Source organism: Sphingomonas sanguinis, assembly GCF_001476905.1.
Taxonomy (GTDB): domain Bacteria; phylum Pseudomonadota; class Alphaproteobacteria; order Sphingomonadales; family Sphingomonadaceae; genus Sphingomonas; species Sphingomonas sanguinis_B.
The window spans coordinates 12,370-30,729 of record NZ_LDTE01000031.1 but is presented as its reverse complement, the minus strand read 5'-3'; the positions used below and the strand labels follow the sequence as shown (position 1 = coordinate 30,729).

Sequence of the window (18,360 nt, the reverse complement as noted above, 5' to 3'; positions counted from 1 at the left end):
TTGGATCTGCCCGGCTCTTTGATGCGGGTGCGTCGTCGATCGATGTTCTTCTGATCCCGCTGAGATCAGAGAAGAGGCTGGTTGATTCGCAAGCCTGAGGCTTTCACAATGGTCGGATTGAGCAGGGGAGAGGTCAATTGTACAAGCCAGGTGGGACGATTGCCGAGGCCCTTCGTCGGATACAATCGAAGCAGTATGTTCTACCGGCCATCCAACGCGAGTTCGTCTGGAAACCCGAGCAGATCGAGCGGCTCTTCGACAGCCTGATGCAGGGTTACCCGTTCGGCACGTTCCTGTTCTGGAAGGTCCCGGCGGATACCAGCGGCAAATTCAAGTTCTACGACTTCGTTCGACGCTATCATCAGCGTGACGCCGCGCATTGTCCGGAACTGGGGACGCTCCACCATCAGAGCATCACCGCCGTTCTCGATGGCCAGCAGCGTCTGACCGCGCTGAACATCGGGCTTCGCGGATCAATGGCGATGAAGCAGCCGAATAAGTGGTGGACGAACCCGGACGCCTTTCCCGAGCGGGTCCTTCGCCTAGACCTGCTTGCTCCCGTTCGCCCCGATGATGATGGAGCCGTGTACCGGTTCCGCTTCCTATCTGACGAGCAGGCGGCGAAGGACGAGACGGCGCGCTGGTTCAACGTGCCCGACATTATGGCGACCGAGGACGTCATCGACCTCAACGACATGCTCGTGGACGCCGGATTTAGCGGCGAGGCGCTGAAGGGAGCGCTCCGCCTGCTGTCACGCCTATACCGCGTCATCCACACGGATCCCCTCGTGCACTACTACGAGGAGGACACGCCCAATCTGGACCGTGTTCTCAACATCTTCATCCGACTGAACTCCGGCGGCACCGTGCTGTCCTATTCCGACCTGCTACTGAGCATCGCCGTAGCCCAGTGGACGAAGATCGATGCGCGATCCGAAATCCATCGTTTGGTGGACGAGCTCAACCGGATGGGCACGGGCTTCGCCTTCAGCCAGGACTTCGTCCTCAAGGCGGGGCTGATGTTGGCCGACATCGCGAGCGTCGGCTTTAAGGTGGAGAACTTCACCAGCGAAAACATGGCCAAGCTCGAAGCCGACTGGCCCGCGATCAGATCCGCGCTGGTCCGGACCGTCGAGCTAGCGGCGTCGTTCGGCCTCAACGGCCAGACGCTCCGTGCCGATAGCGCGCTGCTACCGATCGCCTACTATCTTTATCGGCGGAACGCCCCGGAGAACTACGTATCCCACACCCAGTTCGCATCCGACCGCGCGACGATCCGCGGCTGGCTGATCCGATCGCTGCTGAAGCCGTCCGGCATCTGGGGCAGCGGTCTGGATACGTTGCTGACCGCACTGCGCGAGGCGATGCAAGCCGGTCCCATCCAGACCTTCCCCCTCGAGGAACTCCGACGGATTATGTCGGTACGCGGCAAATCGCTGACGTTCGAGCCGGCCGAGATCGAGGACATGCTCCACATGGAGTACGGCGACCGGCGCATGTTCGCGCTCCTGTCGCTGCTTTATCCGTTCGTGGACCTGCGCAACAACTTTCACATGGACCACGTCTTCCCGATCTCCCGCTTCGGCGCCGCCAAGCTCCGACGCGCTGGCTACGATGACGAGGAAGCGGAACGCTTGGCGCACCGGGCCAACCAGCTGCCCAACATTCAGCTTTTGGAAGGAGCGGCCAACGTGGAGAAGCGTGCCTCCATGCCGGAGGATTGGCTCGTTCGCTACAAAATGGATGAGGCGAGCCGAGCGGACTACCGCGATCGACACCTCCTCGGCACGCTCCCGGTCGACCTAGCGGACTTCGACCGCTTCTACGAGGAACGGCGCCAATCGCTTCGCGGCCGCCTGTCGGCCCTTCTGGAGGGGGCGGCTGCCGAGCAGCTGCCCGAGGCCGCGGAATGAGCCGGAAGGCCAAGCCTGCCGCCCCGGTCAATGGCTCGTTCCTGGCCGGAAGCGAGCTGTCCGCCGCCATCCGCCACGTGCTCGGCGGCGCCGATCGCCGCTGTGCCGTCGCCTTCTGGGGCAAGGGCAGTAGCGACCTCATCGATGGGGGCATCGAAGGAAACGACCTGCGGATAGTCTGCGACATATCCATGGGCGGCTGCCACCCCGATGCGCTTCGATCGCTGGGGGCGCCGGACGACGCGGACGTCAGATATCATGACGGTCTGCATGCGAAGGTCTACCTGTCGGATCGCGGCGTCATCGTCGGCTCAGCCAACGCCTCGGACAACGGCGTCGGCTTCGGCACCGACGGAGCCGTGCTGGTCGAGGCGGGAACCTTCCATACGGTAGCCTCGAAGGCATGGGCCCAAGCTTCGGATTGGTTCGAGGCCCTGCACTCCGACGCTCTGCAGGTCGATGAAGCTGCTTTGGCCAGGGCCGCCCGCCTCTTTCGACCACGTCGTGCGCCTCATGCCCCCGTCGCCGGCCGCCCTGGATCCCTGCTGGACATGATCGTCGTAGACCCGGACCGTTTCGACGGCATTGGTTTCGTCCTCGCCTCGATCTCATCGAGCGAGGAGGAGCGCTCGGCCGCGCGCAAGTCGGCCATCAAGGCGGGCATCGATCGGAAGCTGGTCAAGGAAACCAGCGACAACGACATATTCGTGGGCTGGGGCAGGAAGGACGTGCTCCGCTGGCCGACGACCTTCATAGAGCTGTGGATGCCGAAGAATCGCCTCTACCTCTACGCCCGTACGACGATCGCGATGCACGCCGTGGAAGGCAACGTCTTCACGAGGAAGAGCAAGCGCGCGGTGGGCAGTATGCTGACCGGCGGATTACCGGACTTCCGTGAAGCGGAACGGCAGGACGCGGCAATCGTCGCCAAGCTGCTCACCAACGACGGGAAGGTCTTTCGAACGGCTGCGGAGTTCGCCGCCGCGATTGAGGCGGTCAACGCCTGAGGCTCGACCTCACAGGCACGCCATGTAGGCCGACGGGGTCAACCTGAGCCACGCGTAAGTGGCCCCGGTCGCTCCGCTCAGCGCCAGGACCAAGACGAACCAGAGCACCCGTTTGTGCCAAGTGATTCGCCCACCCAGATCATCGAAGACGGCGACGAAATCGTCTCGAACGGCTGCATAGTCGCGCTCCAGTCGCGACTTCTGACCGTCTATCTCCTTCTCGATGGCGGTGAGCGTGTGCTGCTGGTTGCGGATCGCCACCCATAGCAGTCCGACAAAGGTCCAGGCTCCCAGCACGACGCCCGCGTTCGCCCAGAATGCGAGATTGCACCCCTCCGGAGTCTTCAGCTGGGATGCGACGACGATGGTGGCCACCGGGATGCCGAGCAGCTGCCCCTGAACGTCGACAAGGGTCTTATGGATCTTGCCGACATACTCAAGGCGCGCCGTCTCGATCTCCTTGCGTATCTTGGAATACGAGAAGCTCGATACGAAGAGCCTATAGCCCTTCTCCACCTCGTCACAGAGCTGGTCGAGGTGGCTGATCAGATGGCGAAACCGTTCCGCACGCCGTATGCTGCGAACCAACTGGATCACGGCGGCCGACACCAGCTCTGTCTTCTCGTCGCCATGCAGCGGATCGCCGAAGATGCGCCTCAGTCTGGCGGCGTTTTCAACCAAGCCCTCGGACAGATCGTTAGACGAGAAGATGACCGGCACCACCGTCTTCTCATCGTCGATGAAAACCAGTTCACGCTGCAGGTCGCTGACGTAGTTGGCGGCTTCACGAAGTACCGCGGTAACGGTCAAAAGCGACCTGTACCGTGCAAGCGCTATCGGAACGGCGGCGTCGCCCCGGGCGAAATGCTCGTCGATCACATAGTAGGCCGGAGGCTCGTTCCACGACGCATCGGGAGCGTTGAAGAGCGCGTCGAGATCGCAAACTAGCAATCCAAGTCTGTGATTGGGCGCCCTAATCGTGATCGCGACGTGATCCCCGACCGTGACCACTCCCGGAGCGACGAGTGCAATCTGCGTTGTTTCGTAGAGCGCCTCGTCGGCTTCGATCGTGCGGATCGTCTCCGCCACGGCGTCGCTCGCCACGTGCAGGACGCCGCCGCCCGCGCCGTCGAAGACGGTGTTCCGGTAGACTTCGACGAGGTCGGCGAAGGCGATCTCAGCCATGACCCAAGCCTTCGAACTGCAGTTGTGAGATCAAGTCGTCAGGCAGTCCCGTCAGGGTGATGGTGTTCGCCTCCGGATCGTAGATCACCGCGCGGCTGCTCACCGCGTCGCGGTCGAACTCCACCTTCCACTGCTTGGTCCCACCCTTGAAGCGCACGAGCGAGGCCAGTGAGCGCTTGTCCGGCACGAATCGGTCGCTTAGTGCGCGGTCGGTGTCGCCGAGGTGGTCGGTCAGGCGCTTCGGATCGTTGGGAAGTAGCTCGTTCGCGAGCGCCTCGAACTCCAGCTCCTCGCGCTTGTTCGACGAGCGCTCGCATATCGCCTTCGCGCGAGCGAGGAACTCGTTGCCGTCCTTCTCCGACATCTTCTCGGCAGTGACGAACTCCTTAAGCGCCGTAACCAGATTGGACGTGTCCACCCGTGCCTCCACGACGGAATCGCAACCCAGGAATAGGCGGAAGTACTCGGACACGTCGCCTTTGCCCTTGAGGAAGCTGATATAGCGCTCGGCACCCGCCGCCCAAGCGGTCAGGTTGATGCGCCCGGCGAACCGAAAGCCCTCGAGATCGAGATGCTTCACATCCTCCATCTCGTCCTGCGCCTTCAGGATTGCGCTCAGCTTGTCCGACACAATCGCGACGAGCAGGAAGTCCTTCTGGTCCCGCCGAAAGTGCTCGAACAGGACGTGTCCGCCGGTCGACGCGGTGCGCGCCTGCGCCTGCTGCCGCAGCGTCTCCATCATTCGTGTCGTTAGCCGAAGAAAATCCTTCCGCGGATCGCCGATGTAGTCGCGGATCTGCTCCTGCGTAGGATAGCCTTCGGCTGCCGTGAACTTGCCGTAGCTCTTCGACGCCCGCCGGTTGTAGAGGTCGTTCAGTTCATCGACCACCCGCTGAGTGGTCTCGGTGACCGGCAGCGTCTTCGTCGCCGCCTTGATCTGGTAGATGCCATCTTTCCGTTCGAGGTCGTGAACGGCTAGTGCAACAATCTCGTTCAAGCCCGATCCCTCCGCACCAAGTCTCGCTTAGCAGAGACCATTTTGGCGAAACACGGTAGCAACTTTGCGACGCTGAACGCAACGGCTTCAAATAAGTATGAAACAATGACGGGGTCGATTGTCTCATCGCGGCCGAACGAGTGTTCTATGGCGAGCGATGATATACACCGGTCGCCCGCAATTTGGGGACGACTTACAGCGAGGCGCGGAACTGGAGGATGGTAGGCTCGCGCAACGGTTATGGGGCGCCCTGCTGCTGTCAGGCCAAGCCTGAACAAACGGCAGCTTCCGCCCAACGGATGCCGAAAGCGGCCATTCCTCTATCCCACCACTGCCGCCACCCGTGTAGACCACCTAGGCGGTGGAAAGGCCCGATACGGGCTTGCATTCGAACAGCATGCCACATGATTGACCGGCGCCCATCAGGTGTAATCCGTCTTAGTGGTCACCGCCGTTTCACGAGACTGCGAAACGTAATCGACCATCGCGGGCGTTCCATCGGCGCGATGCTGTGTTCCCATTCATGCCGAGCAGGTCCGCTCATGTGATAGCCGCCCCACGGTTCGAGCGGCAACGACGCGCGGTCGAAGCCGCCGGCGCGCCGCCGCCGGAAGCGCATCGTCGACGGTTCGCCGAGGGAGATGCCGAGGACATGGCCGTAGATCGGCCGGTCGCGATGCCAGCCGATCCCGGCGCCCGGGTCGTAGCGAATGAGCAGCGCTTGGATCAGCGCCTCGGGCGCTAGCCCGGCAAAGTTTGCCGCCCTATCGCGGATGGGGAGAAGCCAGTCCGGCATCGGTGGCGCATCCTTCGGGCGCCCGACCTCGAAGTCGTAACTCCATCCGAAGGACGTTGTCAGCCGCTTGCCTGTCCAGCCCTGAAAGCGGAACGGCTCGAGGTCAGTCGCGTCGATCCGGTCGATCAGCATGCGCTCCTCGTCCGCGGTGATCAGGTTCGCCCGCGTGGCGAGCCCCGGCAGGAGCGGCGCGTCAAAGAGGTCGAGCATCACGCCGCCGCGTCCGCGAAGATCGGCAATTCGGTCGGTGCCGCTGCCCCGGCCTCGACGAAGTTCGATACCGTTACGCCGACTAGTCGTATCCCCTTTTGGGTCGGCAGGACCGACCGGATCAGGTCGAGCGCGGCGTTGTGGATGCCTTCGCGACTGATGACCGCCACAGGCTGGCTGCGCCGCCGGGTGATCTGATGGAAGTCAGCGTACTTGACCTTCACCGTGACGGTGCGGCCGAAGGTTTGCCGTCCCTCGCACCAGTCCCAGACGTCGTCCGCCATCTTAAGCACGCCGGCCTCGATCTCAGTGGGTTCCGTCAGGTCGCGATTGAACGTCGTTTCCGACCCCGACGACTTGCGCACGCGGTTCGGATTAACCGGACGGTCGTCTTCCCCGCGCGCGATGGCGTGATACCATTCGGCGGAACTGCCGAAATGCTGCTGCAGGAACGCCAGCGACTTGGCGCGCAGATCGGCCCCGGTTTCGATCCCCAGCCGCTTCATCTTTTCCGCCGTCACCGGTCCGACGCCGTGGAAGCGGCTGACGGGCAACGTCTCGACCCAGGCGGCGCCCATGTCCGGCGTGACCGCGAACTGGCCGTTGGGCTTGCGATGATCCGAGGCGAGCTTGGCCAGGAACTTGTTGTACGAAATACCCGCCGACGCGGTCAGGCCGGTCTCCGCAAGAATGTCGGCGCGGATCGCCTTGGCAGTCAACCATGCGGTTTCCAGGCCACGCTTGTTCGCGGTGACGTCGAGATAGGCCTCGTCGAGCGACAAGGGCTGGATCAGGTCGGTATAGCGCGCGAACACGTCATGGATCTGGCGCGAGACGTCGCGATACACTTCGAAGCGGGGCAGCACGAAGATCAGGTCGGGACAGCGCCGTAGCGCGGTGACTGAGGGCAAAGCAGAGCGAACGCCGAACGTGCGCGCCTCGTAGCTGGCCGCGGCCACCACACCCCGTGCGGCGGCATGACCGACCGCAACCGGCTTGCCGCGCAGCGACGGATTGTCACGCTGCTCCACCGACGCGAAGAAGGCGTCCATGTCCACGTGAATGATCTTACGCACCGCCATGCGCACCTTTTAACGCATGTAGAACAGGATGTGAACATATTGTGCAAAAACGTCGGAAATCGGTCGCTTATCCCACCTGCCCATCTCTTGGCGTACATTCGAGCACGACGGCGTTCGAGCGATGCCGCGAACGTCGCCGCCGCATCAGCCGGATGATCACCGCCGCGCGAAGAGGTCCATATTCGCATCGCCCCAAGCCTTCAGCGCCGCGATGATCGGCGACAGGGATCGTCCACGATCCGACAGGCTGTATTCGACGCGCGGCGGCACTTGGGCGAAGACCTCGCGCTCGATCAGGCCATCGGCCTCCAACTCGCGCAGCTGGTTGGTCAGCATACGCGGCGTCACGTCGCCGGCACGGCGGCGCAACTCGTTGAAGCGCGTACGTCCGTCCTGCAGATGGTAGAGGATCACCGCCTTCCACTTTCCATCGATCAGGCTCACCGCCGCCTCGACGGCACAACCCGGGGTACAATCGAGGCGGGAGTGACGGGCTTTCGCCATCGGGGCGGTATCCTTTTCGACACTATGAGCGTTTTTTGTGCCTACGACATAAGCTGACACCGTCCCTATCTCGCGTGCGTCAGCAAAAGGAGCAAGACCCATGCGCGCCATAGCCTATCGCCAGCCCGGCCCGATTAACCAGGACGAAGCCCTTGTCGAGGTCGAACTGCCACGACCCGTTCCGACCGGGCACGATATCCTGGTCGCGGTCCGGGCCATCTCGGTGAACCCGGTCGACGCGAAGGTCCGCACCGGCGCCGCGCCATTCGACGGGCGTGACGAGCGCATCCTCGGCTGGGATGCGGCGGGCGTGGTCGAGGCGGTCGGCCCGGAATCCACCCGCTTCAAGGTGGGTGACGAGGTCTTCTACGCAGGCGACCTGATGCGCGACGGCAGCAATGCGGAATATCAGCTGGTCGACGAGCGGATCGTGGGCCATCGCCCCCGCAGCATCGACTTCGCGGAGGCGGCGGCGCTGCCGCTGACCGCAATCACGGCCTGGGAAACCCTGTTCGACCGGTTGAAGGTCGACGACCAACCGGCTGGCGGCGCCCGTGCCGTCCTGATCATCGGCGGCGCGGGTGGTGTCGGTTCCGCGGCGATCCAGATCGCGCGGGCCCGCACCGACCTGACCGTGATCGCCACTGCCTCGCGCGCCGAGACGCAAGGCTGGGTCCGCGACCTCGGCGCGCATTATGTCATCGATCATTCCCAGCCGATGGCACCGCAGATCGCCGCGTTGGAGATCGGCGCGCCCGCCTTCGTCTTCTCGACCACCCACACCGACCGCCATCTGGCCGACATCGCCGAGCTGATCGCGCCGCAGGGGCGCTTCGCGCTGATCGACGATCCCGCCAGCCTCGACATCGTCGCCTTCAAGCGCAAGGCCGTGTCGGTCCATTGGGAGTTGATGTTCACTCGGTCGCTCTTCGACACGCCGGACGTCGGCGAGCAGGGTCGACTGCTGGACGCGGTGGCCGAACTGGTGGACGAAGGGCGCATTCGCACCACGGCGACCGACACGCTCTCGCCGATCAATGCCGCCAATCTGATCGAGGCGCACCGCCGCATCGAGAGCTCCACCACGCGGGGCAAGATCGTCTTGGAGGGCTGGGACAGCCCGCAGGCGTAAGCTCGACGGGGGTTCCTACGAAATGAGCGCGCGGGCGAGTCATGCGAATGCCGACTCGCCCGCGACGATTGCCATGGCATGGTCGACGAAGCGCGCCTTCTCGCCAACCGGCGCGACGTAACGAAGTGCCTCGCGCGCCAGTTCGAGCTCGCCTCCGCGCGCGATCAGCCATGCGGCGAGATAGGGCGCGGCAAGACAACCGCCCGCCGTCGCGACATTGCCCTGAGCGGCGAACGGTGCGTCGATGACGGTGACGCCGGCCTCCACCACCCACGGCTTGGTGGTGAGGTCGGTGCAGGCTGGCAAATCGCCGATCAGGCCGAGCTTGGCCAGCAGCAGCGTCCCCGAACATTGCGCCGCGATCAACTGCCGCGTTGGATCGAGGCGAAGCCGGGCGAGCATCGCCGGATCGTCGGCGATCTCCCGCGTGCGGACACCGCTGCCGATCAGCACCGCATCCGCCTCCTCGATGAATGCGAGTGGCCGTTGGCGATGGACGGTGACGCCGTTCAACGACGTCACCGTTTCAGTCGGGGCGGTAATATGCGCAGCCCAGCCATGCGGGCGCAGCCGGTTGATGATCGCGGCGGCGACGAACGAATCCAGTTCGTTGAAGCCATCGAAGGTCAGGACCGCGACCTGCATCACCCTTGCGTCCGCCCGGAGAACAAAGTCCGCGTCGCTCCGACGACCCAGACCTGGCCGGCCTCGTCTTGCGAGACATGGATACGCCCGCTCCGCCCGAGGCGCGTGCCCTGCGCGGCGAGATAGCTGCCACTGGCCCGACCGCTGGCGAACAACCACTGGCCGACCGACGCGTTGAGGCTACCGGTCACCGGGTCCTCGATCAGCCCGCCATGCGCGTCGGTGAAGAGCGCGCGCAGTTCGAACGCGACCTCGCTACGGGGCGCATGTGGTCCGACGATGCCGATGTCGATATGCTCGGCGTGGTGCCGCGCCGGTTCGACCGCCAGCACCGCCTCGGCCGATGCCAGCATGACCGCGATCCAGCCGGGGCCATTGTCAGCCCAGGCGGCATCGACGATCGCCGCGCGATCGATCCGCAGCAACTCGGCGACCTGAGCGATCTCCGCCTCGGTCGGCGTGCCCCCGCGCAGCAGCGCTGGGGCGGCAAAAGCAAGCTGATCGCCATCGCGGCGGATCGTCACCAGCCCGACACCGCATTCCTGCACGATCACGCCGTCCTGCTTCGGCTGCCCGCCCGCTTCCGCCCACGCATGGGCGCTGCCCAACGTCGGGTGCCCGGCAAAGGGCAGTTCGTGCGCCATGGTGAAGATGCGGACACGATAATCGGCCGATGGATCGGTCGGCGGCAGCAGGAAGGTCGTCTCCGAAAAATTCAGCCAGCTCGCGATCGCCTGCATCTCGTCCGTCGTCAGACCCTCGGCATCGGCGATGACCGCCAGCGGGTTGCCGGTCAGCGGATCGGTGCCGAATACGTCGACGAGGCGAAAGGGGCGGGTCACGGGCATCTCCTGTTGATGACGGCTGGTCCTATCGCGGTGTGACTGGCGCCGACAGATACACATCGGTACGATCATGCCGAACTGTATTGGTGAGATTGGCAGTACGATGGCGAGCGCCCCCGACGAAACCCGCACCGGCATGGTGGTCCGCGCGATCCGCGACCGGATCGATACCCGCGCGCTGACGCCCGGCGCCCGGCTGCCGTCGATCCGCGCCATGGCTGAGACGAGCGGCGTCGCGCGCTCGACGGTGGTCGAAGCCTATGATCGCCTCGCCGCCGAGGGTGTGATCCGGTCGCGACCGGGATCCGGCTTTTATGTTGCCACGCCCTTGGCCCCGCTGGCGCTGGATCGGCTGGCCAGCACACAGGAACGCGAGGTCGACCCGCTCTGGATGCTGCGCCAGTCGCTGGGCGAGCGGCGGCACGAACTGATGCCGGGATGCGGCTGGCTACCCGATGATTGGCTGGCGGGCGATGCTCTCCGCAAAGCGATGCGCGGGGCGGCGCGGTCGGACGAGAACGGCACGCTGGCGGGCTACGCGTCACCCCTGGGCTCGCCCCCGCTGAGGGCGTTGCTGGCGAGGCGGACGGCGGATCAGGGGATCGAAGCCGGACCCGACCAGATCCTGCTGACCGACAGCGGCACTCACGCGCTCGATCTGGTGTGTCGCTTCCTGCTTCAGCCGGGTGATACCGTGCTGGTCGACGACCCGTGCTATTTCAACTTTCTGGCGCTTCTGCGGGCACACCGCGCCAAGGTGGTCGGCGTGCCGATGACAGCGACCGGGCCGGACGTCACCGCCTTGGCCGAGGCCGCCGCGACGCATCGTCCCCGCTTCTATCTGACCAACTCAGGCGTCCATAACCCGACCGGCGCGACGCTTGCCGCCGCTACCGCGCACCGGCTGCTCAAGATCGCCGAGGCCCATGACATGGTCGTCGTCGAGGACGATATCTTCGCCGACTTCGAGCACACGCCGTCGCCACGGCTGGCGGCGTTCGACGGGCTCGACCGGACGATCCGCATCGGCAGCTTCTCCAAGTCCCTGTCCGCAGCGGTGCGCTGTGGCCATATCGCGGCCCGACCCGACTGGATCGACGGGCTGGCCGATCTGCGCATCGCGACGTCGATGGCGGGCAGTCCGCTCGCCGCCAACCTGCTGCACGCGGTGCTGACCGATGGCAGCTATCGGCGTCACGTTGACGGCGTTCGTACCCGGCTGGCCCGAGCGACGGCGGGTGTGGCGAAACGCCTCAGGGCCATTGGCATCGAGCCATGGACCAATCCGGCGGCGGGCATCTTCCTGTGGGCGCGATTGCCCGATGGCGTCGATGCCGTTGAGCTTGCCAGGCGGGCGATCACGGAAGGTATCGTGCTGGCGCCGGGGCCGGTGTTCAGTACCAACGGCGGCTGGCGCGACCACATGCGCTTCAACGTCGCGATGAGCGATGACGACCGGCTGTACGCTTTCCTGGAAAAGGCCGTGTCGCGCCCGCTACTCGAACCGGCTGGCTAGGCGCTCGACGAGGAAGTCGACGAACACCCGCACCCGCGCGGGCGTGGTGGAGCCCCGACGAAGACGGCGTGGATCAGCTCGACGTCGCCCGGATTATAGTCCTCGAGCAGCGGCACGAGCCGCCCGTCCGCGATCTCAGCCGCGACGCTGAAACGGCCGACGCGGGTGATGCCGACACCGGCGGCGGCGAGATGGCCGAGCGTCTCGCCATTATTGGCGACGATGCCGCCGTCCACAGACAGTGCGAAATCCCGGCCGTCGCGGCGGAACGGCCAGATCGGTTCGGCGCGGCGAAAGTTGAAGTTCAGACAGTTATGGGCGTGGAGGTCTTCGGGCACTTGCGGTGTGCCTGCCCGCGCCAGATAATCGGGCGACGCCACGATCACCCGCCGCGCCTCGGACAATTTGCGGGCGGTCAGTCCGCTGTCGGCAAGCGGGCCGAAGCGGATCGCGACATCGGCCTGACCCGCCGCGACATCGACCAGCGTGTCGGTCAGCGCGATGTCGATCAAGATATGTGGATAGGCGCTCGCGAAGTCGCCGAGCAGCGGCACGACGCACAGTCGCCCATGCGCCAGCGCCGCACTGATCCGCAGCCGTCCCCGCGGCGCGCCCTGGTCGGCGATCTGCTGCTCGGCATCGTCGAGATCGGCGAGGATGCGCCGGGCGGCGAGTAGATAGGCCTGCCCCTCGGCGGTGAGCGTCAGCGCGCGGGTGGAGCGGAGCAGCAGCCGGACGCCGAGCCGCGCCTCGATCCGGTCGATCGCCCGCGCCACCGCGGATGGCGTCAGCCCGAGCGTGCGACCGGCGGCGGAAAAGCTGCCCTCCTCCACCACGCTCGCGAACAAGCGAGCGACCGGGCGCGATCGTCGTTGCCGGTTAGCTTTGCTTCCAGGGCATAGATCCTTTGCACCGGCGGGCGGTTCCGCCACGTTGCTTCACCGGCCATCTATGCGCCTGACAATGACATTCGGCAAAGGAGGTGTCATGGAATATCGGCAATTGGGATCGTCCGGCCTGCGCGTTCCGGCGCTGTCGTTCGGCGCGGGGACCTTCGGCGGCAAGGGACCGCTGTTCAGCGCCTGGGGCACAAGCGACGCCGCCGAGGCGCGGCGGCTGGTCGACATCTGCCTCGACGCGGGCGTGACGCTGTTCGACACCGCCGACGTCTATTCGGACGGCGCGTCGGAACAGGTGCTGGGCGAAGCGATCAAGGGGCGGCGCGATGCCGTCCTCATCTCGACCAAGACCGGCCTGCCGATAGGTGACTGTCCGCAGGACTGGGGCGCGTCGCGGGCGCGACTGATCGGCGCGGTCGAGACGGCGCTGCGGCGGCTCGGCACCGACCGGATCGACCTGCTCCAGCTTCACGCCTTCGACGCGTCCACGCCGACCGAGGAAGTAATGGGCACGCTCGACCGGCTGATCGCCGACGGCAAGGTCCGCTATGCGGGCGTCTCCAACTATCCCGGCTGGCAGATCATGAAGGCGCAAGCGCTGGCCGATCGTCACGGCTGGTCGCGCCTCGTCGCGCATCAGGTCTATTACTCGCTGATCGGCCGAGCGTACGAATGGGACCTCATGCCGCTGGCGGCGGACCAGGGTGTCGGCGCGCTGGTCTGGAGCCCGCTCGGCTGGGGTCGGCTGACCGGCAAGATCGGGCGCGGACGGCCGATCCCGGCAGGCAGTCGCCTCCATGAGACGGCTCAGTTCGCGCCGCCGGTCGAGGACGAGCATCTGTACCGCGTCGTCGATGCGCTGGAAGCGGTGGCGGCGGAGACGGGCAAGACCGTTCCCCAGGTCGCGATCAACTGGCTGCTGCGGCGGCCGACCGTAGCGTCGGTCATCATCGGTGCGCGCGACGAGGCGCAGCTGCGCGACAATCTCGGCGCGATCGGCTGGGCGCTGTCGCCCGAGCAGGTGGCGGCGCTCGACGCCGCAAGCGACGTGCTGCCGCCCTATCCGCACACCCCCTACCGGCAGCAGGAGGGTTTCGCCCGCCTAGCGCCGCCGATGGTTTGAGGGAGCCAGGATCATGAAGTTCAACCTCGGATTGCTCGCACTGGCGGTCGGTGCCTTCGGCATCGGCGTGACCGAATTCGCGCCGATGGGCATGTTGCCGGTCATCGCGGGGGACCTGCATGTGTCGATCCCCGCCGCCGGATTGTTGGTCAGCGCCTATGCGATGGGCGTGCTGATCGGCGCGCCGCTGATGACGCTAACCACGGGGCGGATCGACCGGCGGACGCTGCTGATCGCGCTGATGGGCATCTTCACGCTCGGCAACGCGCTGTCGGCGGTGGCGGATGGATACTGGATGCTGATGGCAGCGCGAATCGTCACCTCGTTCAACCATGGCGCCTTCTTCGGCGTCGGATCCGTGGTCGCCGCCAGCCTCGTGCCGCCGGACAAGCGCGCGGGCGCGGTGGCGGCGATGTTTACCGGGCTGACCGTCGCCACGATCGGCGGCGTGCCGGCGGCGACCTGGGTCAGCGAGGCGATCGGCTGGCGCACCGCCTTCGCCGGGATCGCAGGCGTTGGCGCGATTGCGATGCCGTCGCTCCGTCTTGCTCTGCCGCCGCTGCCCGCTGCCGAAGGCGGCGACATGCGGGCCGAACTGCGTGTGCTGACGCGAAAGCCCGTGCTGACGGCACTGGCGCTGACGGTGGTCGGGGCGAGTGCCATGTTCACCGTCTTCACCTATATCGTCCCAATCCTGCGGGATGAGACGCACGCATTGACCGGGTTCGTGACGGCGATGCTGATGCTCTACGGCATCGGTCTGACGATCGGGAATACGCTTGGCGGCCGGCTGGCCGATCGGTCGATCGAGCGGACGCTGATCGGCAACTTCGCGGTGCTCGCCACGGTGCTCGTCGTGTTCGCGGGCGTGATGCAATGGCCATGGCCCGCCGCCATCGCGATCCTGATCTGGGGCATCGCCAGCTTCGCGATCGTCCCGCCGTTGCAGATGCGGGTGATGGACGCGGCCTCCGACGCGCCGAACCTCGCCTCCGCGATGAATATCGGCGCGTTCAACCTCGGCAATGCCTTTGGCGCGGTGCTCGGCGGCGGTGTGATCGGCGCCGGGCTGGGACTGCCGGTCGTGTCGCTGGCCGGTGCGGCGATGGCGGTGGCTGCGCTCGTGCTGCTGCTGGCGCTCCGCCGTCAGCCGCGTGCAAGGACTTGTCCGGTGTGAAGAGCGGTTGCGACGCGGATGAGCTTGTCCGGATTGCGGACGATGTAGATCGCCGCGATCCGGCCGTCGCGGATGTCGAGCGCGGTGGTCTGGAGTACGCCGCCGCCCGCACGGCTGACATAGCCGGGCAGCCCGTCGATCGTGGCGAAGCGGATCACTTCCACCGACGCGTCGGCGTATTTGCGACGTAGCCCCATGAACAACCGCTGCGCCTTTGCCAGACCCCGGATGATGTTGTGGAATGCCAGGACGCGCCCGCCGCCATCGGAATGGATGGCGACGTCCTCCGCCAGCAGGTCCGACAAGGCACGCGCGTCGCCGTCCCGCGCCGCCGCGAAGAAGGCGCGAGTGATCCGCGCCGCTTCTTGCGCATCGACCGGATAGCGCGGCCGCGCCTCCGCGACATGCCGCCGGGCGCGGGAGGCGAGTTGCCGCACGGTGGCCGGTGCGCGGTCCAGCGTCCTGGCCACCTCGATCAACGCGACGTCGAACACATCGTGGAGCAGGAAGGCGGCCCGTTCCAACGGTGACAGCCGCTCCATGGCCAGCATGAGCGTGACCGTCAGATCGTCGGCCACCTCGTCCGGATCGGTCGTGCCGAGCAGCGGCTCGGGCAACCATGTGCCGACATAGGTCTCCCGCCGCACCCGCGCCGACTTCAGGTGATCGAGGCAGAGCCGCGTGACGACCCGGGTCAGCCAGGCGGCGGGTGCCTCGACCTCTTCCACCTGCGACCAGCGCAACCAGGCATCCTGCACCAGATCCTCCGCTTCGGCGAGCGAGCCGGTCATGCGATAGGCCAGCCGGACGAGCCGCGGCCGCTCCGCCTCGAACAACGCGGCGTCAGGCATCGTCCACCGGATGCGCGACGCGGAAAGCCACCTGGAGGCGGTTCCAGGTGTTGATCGCCCCGATCGCCATGGTCAGCCAGACCTGCTCCGCATCGAAAAATGCCGCCTTGAGCGCATCATAATCCGCATCGGGCACCCCCGTCTCGGGGAGCAGCGTCAGCGCCTCCGCCCAGCCAAGTGCGGCCCTCTCACGATCCGAATAGAGCGTCGATTCCCGCCATGCGCTTAGCATGTACAGGCGCATCTCGCTTTCGCCATGACGACGCAGGTCGGTCGCATGCATGTGCAGGCAGAAGGCGCAGCCGTTGATCTGCGACACGCGGAATTTCACCAGTTCGAGCAGATCGTGGTCGAGGCCGCTTTTCGTGAAGCTCTGTTCCAGCGCCATCATGGCCTTGATCGCTTCCGGGACCAGAGCGTGTGGGTTGGCGATACGGGGTGTCATGGTCGGTCTCCTTGAGTTCCGACACCATGACGAAACGGCGGCAACCGTTGTGACATGCCGGTCCAGAATTTTTGCCCGCTGCCGCGCTACGCCGGATCGCGCAGCCGCTTCCGCATCCGGGTCAACGGCACGACGACGCCATCGACCTGGGTATCGGCGCGCTCAACCGGCTCGTAACCGCAGGCCGCGTAGAGCGGCACGCCGCCGGCCGTGCCCATCAGTTCAACGGCGGCGAACCCTTCCGCCCGTGCCGCTTGCTCGCAGTGGTCGAGTATCATCCGGCCGATACCCCGCCGGACATGATCCGGGTGGGTGTACATGGCGCGGATGCGAGCGGCGTCCTTCACCGGATCGAGCAGCGCCGGGTCGCGCAGGCTCATGCTATGGTCACCACCATAGAGCGTCGCGCGCCGGCTCCATCCGCCGCAGCCGACCGGCACGCCATGGTCCTCGACGACGAAGTACGTGCCGTCGCGTACCAATTGCGTGTCGAGCCCCATCACCGAGCGGCTGGCGACGATCTGCGCCGGGGTCAGCACCGCTGCCTGGCCGCGATCGATCGACAACGTCATAAGGTCGCGAAGCCCCCCGAGGTCAGCTTCGGTCGCGAGGCGGATCGTCAGGTCGCCGCTCACGCCGCTAGCTCCAGCTGCCAGGTTTCGCCCTGAAGTGGAATGCCGAACCGCTCATGCATGGCCGTCTCGACACATGCGAAACCATGCGCGGCATAGAGGCGGCGCGCGGACTCCAGTACGGTGTGGGTCCACAGCGTCAACGCACGATAGCCCATTTCCCGTGCGAAGGTGACGCAAGCGCCGACCAGCGCATCGCCGATGCCCCGGCGACGGGCGAAGGGCTCGACATGGAGGAGGCGCAGCCGGGCGATCCCCTCGCCCTCGTCCGTCACGAACACCGCGCCTGCCATCACCCCATCGATCTCGGCGACCCAGCATTGCTCGCGCTCGGGATTAAAGTCGCGCAGGAACGCCGCGGTGACCTCGCCCTCGATCACCTCCAGTTCGCGACCCCAGCCATGACTCTCGGCATAGAGGAGCGACTGGCGCGCTGCGATCAGCGCGGGCTCGCCGGTGCGAAAGGGCCGGATCACGAACGGCCCACCCGAGGCCGGATCCAGCAGCAGCCGCGCGCGCGTCAGGGCTTCGACCAGATCGCGCCGCGCTTGTCCGTCGACCGCCGCGAGCAGATCGCCGACGGCATGGCTCTGGCGGTGGTCGAGCGTGCTAAAGGCCGCACGTCCCACCTCGGTCAGCCGCAGGTCACGCGCACGGGCATCGTCGTCGCGACGCACGCGCACGATCCAGCCGCGCTTCTCGAAGCGTGCGACCAAGCGGCTGAGATAGCCCGCGTCCATGCCGAGCGCGTCCTGCAACACGCTGGCGGTAACCGGCTCGCGCGTGGCGATCTCGAACAGCAAACGGGCTTCGGGCAGGCTCGCCTCGGTGCCCAAAAACCGCGCATCGAGCGCGCCGATCGTCTGGGTGTAGAAGCGGTTGAACCGGCGGATGGCGGTGACGTCTGCATCATCCATGTCCGCCATGCTGGATCAATTTACTTGACGGAGTGAAGTATTAGGACAGAGCAGGCTCCGGCACCAGTTGCGCGCGCATCGCTGCCGCATCCCGCCCCGGCGGTGCCCCGAACAGGCGGCGATAGTCGCGGCTGAACTGCGACAGGCTTTCGTAACCGATCGCGAAGCCGACGCGCGCGACCTCCTCGGCGGCGACCAGGCGGCGGCGTGCTTCCTGCAAGCGGACCTGCTTCTGGAACTGCACCGGCGTCATCGTCGTCACCGCCTTGAAGTGGCGGTGGAAGCCGGGGACGCTCATGCCCGCCAGCGCGGCGAGGTCGGCCACGCGCAGCGTCTCGGCATAATGGTCGCGGATGAACGCCGTCGCGCGCCCGATCCGAGCGGCGTGGGTGTCGACAAGGCCCAATCGTCGTCACCGCCTTGAAGTGGCGGTGGAAGCCGGGGACGCTCATGCCCGCCAGCGCGGCGAGGTCGGCCACGCGCA

General features: G+C 66.0%; 18 protein-coding genes and 1 pseudogene. 6 read left to right on the top strand and 13 right to left on the bottom strand.

Annotation, left to right across the window (positions count from 1 at the left end):
• The first annotated feature begins 137 nt into the window (after positions 1-137).
• Positions 138-1,913 (top strand): DUF262 domain-containing protein, encoded by a 1,776-nt coding sequence (locus SB4_RS06335; protein WP_058751879.1) that lies wholly within the window; start codon positions 138-140, stop codon positions 1,911-1,913.
• Entirely contained in the window at positions 1,910-2,920 is a 1,011-nt protein-coding gene (locus tag SB4_RS06330; protein WP_058751878.1) for a phospholipase D family protein, read from the top strand. The genes SB4_RS06335 and SB4_RS06330 overlap by 4 nt, the downstream gene beginning before the upstream one ends.
• 9 nt (positions 2,921-2,929) lie before the next feature.
• Here the strand turns inward: SB4_RS06330 and SB4_RS06325 are convergent, their stop codons facing one another.
• The 5 genes from SB4_RS06325 to SB4_RS06305 form a co-directional block, all read right to left on the bottom strand.
• Positions 2,930-4,105 carry a hypothetical protein gene (locus tag SB4_RS06325; protein ID WP_153006098.1) on the bottom strand — a complete coding sequence of 392 codons (1,176 nt, stop codon included), beginning with the start codon at positions 4,103-4,105 and terminating at the stop codon, positions 2,930-2,932.
• Entirely contained in the window at positions 4,098-5,102 is a 1,005-nt protein-coding gene (locus SB4_RS06320; RefSeq protein ID WP_058751877.1) for a nucleoid-associated protein, read from the bottom strand. Before SB4_RS06320 ends, SB4_RS06325 begins: the two co-directional genes overlap by 8 nt.
• Before the next feature lie 445 nt (positions 5,103-5,547).
• Positions 5,548-6,108, bottom strand: coding sequence for an alpha-ketoglutarate-dependent dioxygenase AlkB (locus SB4_RS06315; RefSeq protein WP_058751876.1), 561 nt, complete (start codon positions 6,106-6,108; stop codon positions 5,548-5,550).
• Complete coding sequence (gene dinB, locus SB4_RS06310) at positions 6,108-7,190, bottom strand: DNA polymerase IV (RefSeq protein WP_058751875.1); 1,083 nt, start codon at positions 7,188-7,190, stop codon at positions 6,108-6,110. Before dinB ends, SB4_RS06315 begins: the two co-directional genes overlap by 1 nt.
• Before the next feature lie 156 nt (positions 7,191-7,346).
• The gene (locus tag SB4_RS06305) at positions 7,347-7,694 is read right to left on the bottom strand and encodes a winged helix-turn-helix transcriptional regulator (RefSeq protein WP_058751874.1); all 348 of its coding nucleotides are present in this window, start codon (positions 7,692-7,694) and stop codon (positions 7,347-7,349) included.
• A gap of 100 nt (positions 7,695-7,794) precedes the next feature.
• On the opposite strand from SB4_RS06305, the gene SB4_RS06300 reads away from it, so the two are divergent.
• Complete coding sequence (locus tag SB4_RS06300; RefSeq protein ID WP_058751873.1) at positions 7,795-8,826, top strand: zinc-binding alcohol dehydrogenase family protein; 1,032 nt, start codon at positions 7,795-7,797, stop codon at positions 8,824-8,826.
• Positions 8,827-8,865: 39 nt separating this feature from the next.
• Here SB4_RS06300 and SB4_RS06295 read toward each other — a convergent pair whose 3' ends face one another.
• Together SB4_RS06295 and SB4_RS06290 are read right to left on the bottom strand one after the other, a co-directional pair.
• Positions 8,866-9,471 (bottom strand): DJ-1/PfpI family protein, encoded by a 606-nt coding sequence (locus SB4_RS06295; RefSeq protein WP_058751872.1) that lies wholly within the window; start codon positions 9,469-9,471, stop codon positions 8,866-8,868.
• On the bottom strand, positions 9,471-10,313 hold the full coding sequence (locus SB4_RS06290) for a PhzF family phenazine biosynthesis protein (protein ID WP_058751891.1): 843 nt from the start codon (positions 10,311-10,313) through the stop codon (positions 9,471-9,473). Before SB4_RS06290 ends, SB4_RS06295 begins: the two co-directional genes overlap by 1 nt.
• A 73-nt stretch (positions 10,314-10,386) precedes the next feature.
• Between SB4_RS06290 and SB4_RS06285 the strand changes: the two genes are divergently transcribed.
• On the top strand, positions 10,387-11,832 hold the full coding sequence (locus SB4_RS06285) for an aminotransferase-like domain-containing protein (RefSeq protein ID WP_420893878.1): 1,446 nt from the start codon (positions 10,387-10,389) through the stop codon (positions 11,830-11,832).
• Here SB4_RS06285 and SB4_RS06280 read toward each other — a convergent pair.
• Positions 11,812-12,727 (bottom strand): annotated as a pseudogene (locus SB4_RS06280) (LysR family transcriptional regulator). The gene SB4_RS06285 and the pseudogene SB4_RS06280 sit on opposite strands and share 21 nt — an antisense overlap.
• A gap of 92 nt (positions 12,728-12,819) precedes the next feature.
• Between SB4_RS06280 and SB4_RS06275 the strand changes: the two are divergent.
• Complete coding sequence (locus SB4_RS06275; RefSeq protein WP_058751870.1) at positions 12,820-13,854, top strand: aldo/keto reductase; 1,035 nt, start codon at positions 12,820-12,822, stop codon at positions 13,852-13,854.
• A gap of 13 nt (positions 13,855-13,867) precedes the next feature.
• Positions 13,868-15,031 (top strand): MFS transporter, encoded by a 1,164-nt coding sequence (locus tag SB4_RS06270; RefSeq protein ID WP_058751869.1) that lies wholly within the window; start codon positions 13,868-13,870, stop codon positions 15,029-15,031.
• On the opposite strand, the gene SB4_RS06265 is transcribed toward SB4_RS06270, so the two are convergent.
• From SB4_RS06265 to SB4_RS18825, 5 genes are all read right to left on the bottom strand, one after another.
• Positions 15,001-15,882, bottom strand: a complete 882-nt coding sequence (locus tag SB4_RS06265; RefSeq protein WP_058751868.1) for a sigma-70 family RNA polymerase sigma factor — start codon at positions 15,880-15,882, stop codon at positions 15,001-15,003. The two genes, SB4_RS06270 and SB4_RS06265, sit on opposite strands and share 31 nt — an antisense overlap.
• The gene (locus SB4_RS06260; protein WP_058751867.1) at positions 15,875-16,327 is read right to left on the bottom strand and encodes a carboxymuconolactone decarboxylase family protein; all 453 of its coding nucleotides are present in this window, start codon (positions 16,325-16,327) and stop codon (positions 15,875-15,877) included. The genes SB4_RS06265 and SB4_RS06260 overlap by 8 nt, the downstream gene beginning before the upstream one ends.
• Positions 16,328-16,413: 86 nt before the next feature.
• Entirely contained in the window at positions 16,414-16,962 is a 549-nt protein-coding gene (locus SB4_RS06255; RefSeq protein WP_058751866.1) for a GNAT family N-acetyltransferase, read from the bottom strand.
• Positions 16,959-17,876 (bottom strand): bifunctional helix-turn-helix transcriptional regulator/GNAT family N-acetyltransferase, encoded by a 918-nt coding sequence (locus SB4_RS06250; protein ID WP_058751865.1) that lies wholly within the window; start codon positions 17,874-17,876, stop codon positions 16,959-16,961. The genes SB4_RS06255 and SB4_RS06250 overlap by 4 nt, the downstream gene beginning before the upstream one ends.
• A gap of 40 nt (positions 17,877-17,916) precedes the next feature.
• A complete protein-coding gene (locus tag SB4_RS18825; RefSeq protein ID WP_082670018.1) occupies positions 17,917-18,282 on the bottom strand; it encodes a helix-turn-helix domain-containing protein in 366 nt (121 codons plus the stop codon).
• Positions 18,283-18,360: the final 78 nt, after the last annotated feature.

Bases quoted from the DNA above. Each gene is read 5' to 3' on its own strand.
- SB4_RS06305 (WP_058751874.1), bottom strand. From the start codon at position 7,694: ATGGCGAAAGCCCGTCACTCCCGCCTCGATTGTACCCCGGGTTGTGCC.
- SB4_RS06250 (WP_058751865.1), bottom strand. From the start codon at position 17,876: ATGGATGATGCAGACGTCACCGCCATCCGCCGGTTCAACCGCTTCTAC.
- SB4_RS06330 (WP_058751878.1), top strand. From the start codon at position 1,910: ATGAGCCGGAAGGCCAAGCCTGCCGCCCCGGTCAATGGCTCGTTCCTG.
- SB4_RS06325 (WP_153006098.1), bottom strand. From the start codon at position 4,105: ATGGCTGAGATCGCCTTCGCCGACCTCGTCGAAGTCTACCGGAACACC.
- SB4_RS06315 (WP_058751876.1), bottom strand. From the start codon at position 6,108: ATGCTCGACCTCTTTGACGCGCCGCTCCTGCCGGGGCTCGCCACGCGG.
- dinB (WP_058751875.1), bottom strand. From the start codon at position 7,190: ATGGCGGTGCGTAAGATCATTCACGTGGACATGGACGCCTTCTTCGCG.
- SB4_RS06285 (WP_420893878.1), top strand. From the start codon at position 10,387: ATGCCGAACTGTATTGGTGAGATTGGCAGTACGATGGCGAGCGCCCCC.
- SB4_RS06260 (WP_058751867.1), bottom strand. From the start codon at position 16,327: ATGACACCCCGTATCGCCAACCCACACGCTCTGGTCCCGGAAGCGATC.
- SB4_RS06300 (WP_058751873.1), top strand. From the start codon at position 7,795: ATGCGCGCCATAGCCTATCGCCAGCCCGGCCCGATTAACCAGGACGAA.
- SB4_RS06270 (WP_058751869.1), top strand. From the start codon at position 13,868: ATGAAGTTCAACCTCGGATTGCTCGCACTGGCGGTCGGTGCCTTCGGC.
- SB4_RS06265 (WP_058751868.1), bottom strand. From the start codon at position 15,882: ATGCCTGACGCCGCGTTGTTCGAGGCGGAGCGGCCGCGGCTCGTCCGG.
- SB4_RS06275 (WP_058751870.1), top strand. From the start codon at position 12,820: ATGGAATATCGGCAATTGGGATCGTCCGGCCTGCGCGTTCCGGCGCTG.
- SB4_RS06295 (WP_058751872.1), bottom strand. From the start codon at position 9,471: ATGCAGGTCGCGGTCCTGACCTTCGATGGCTTCAACGAACTGGATTCG.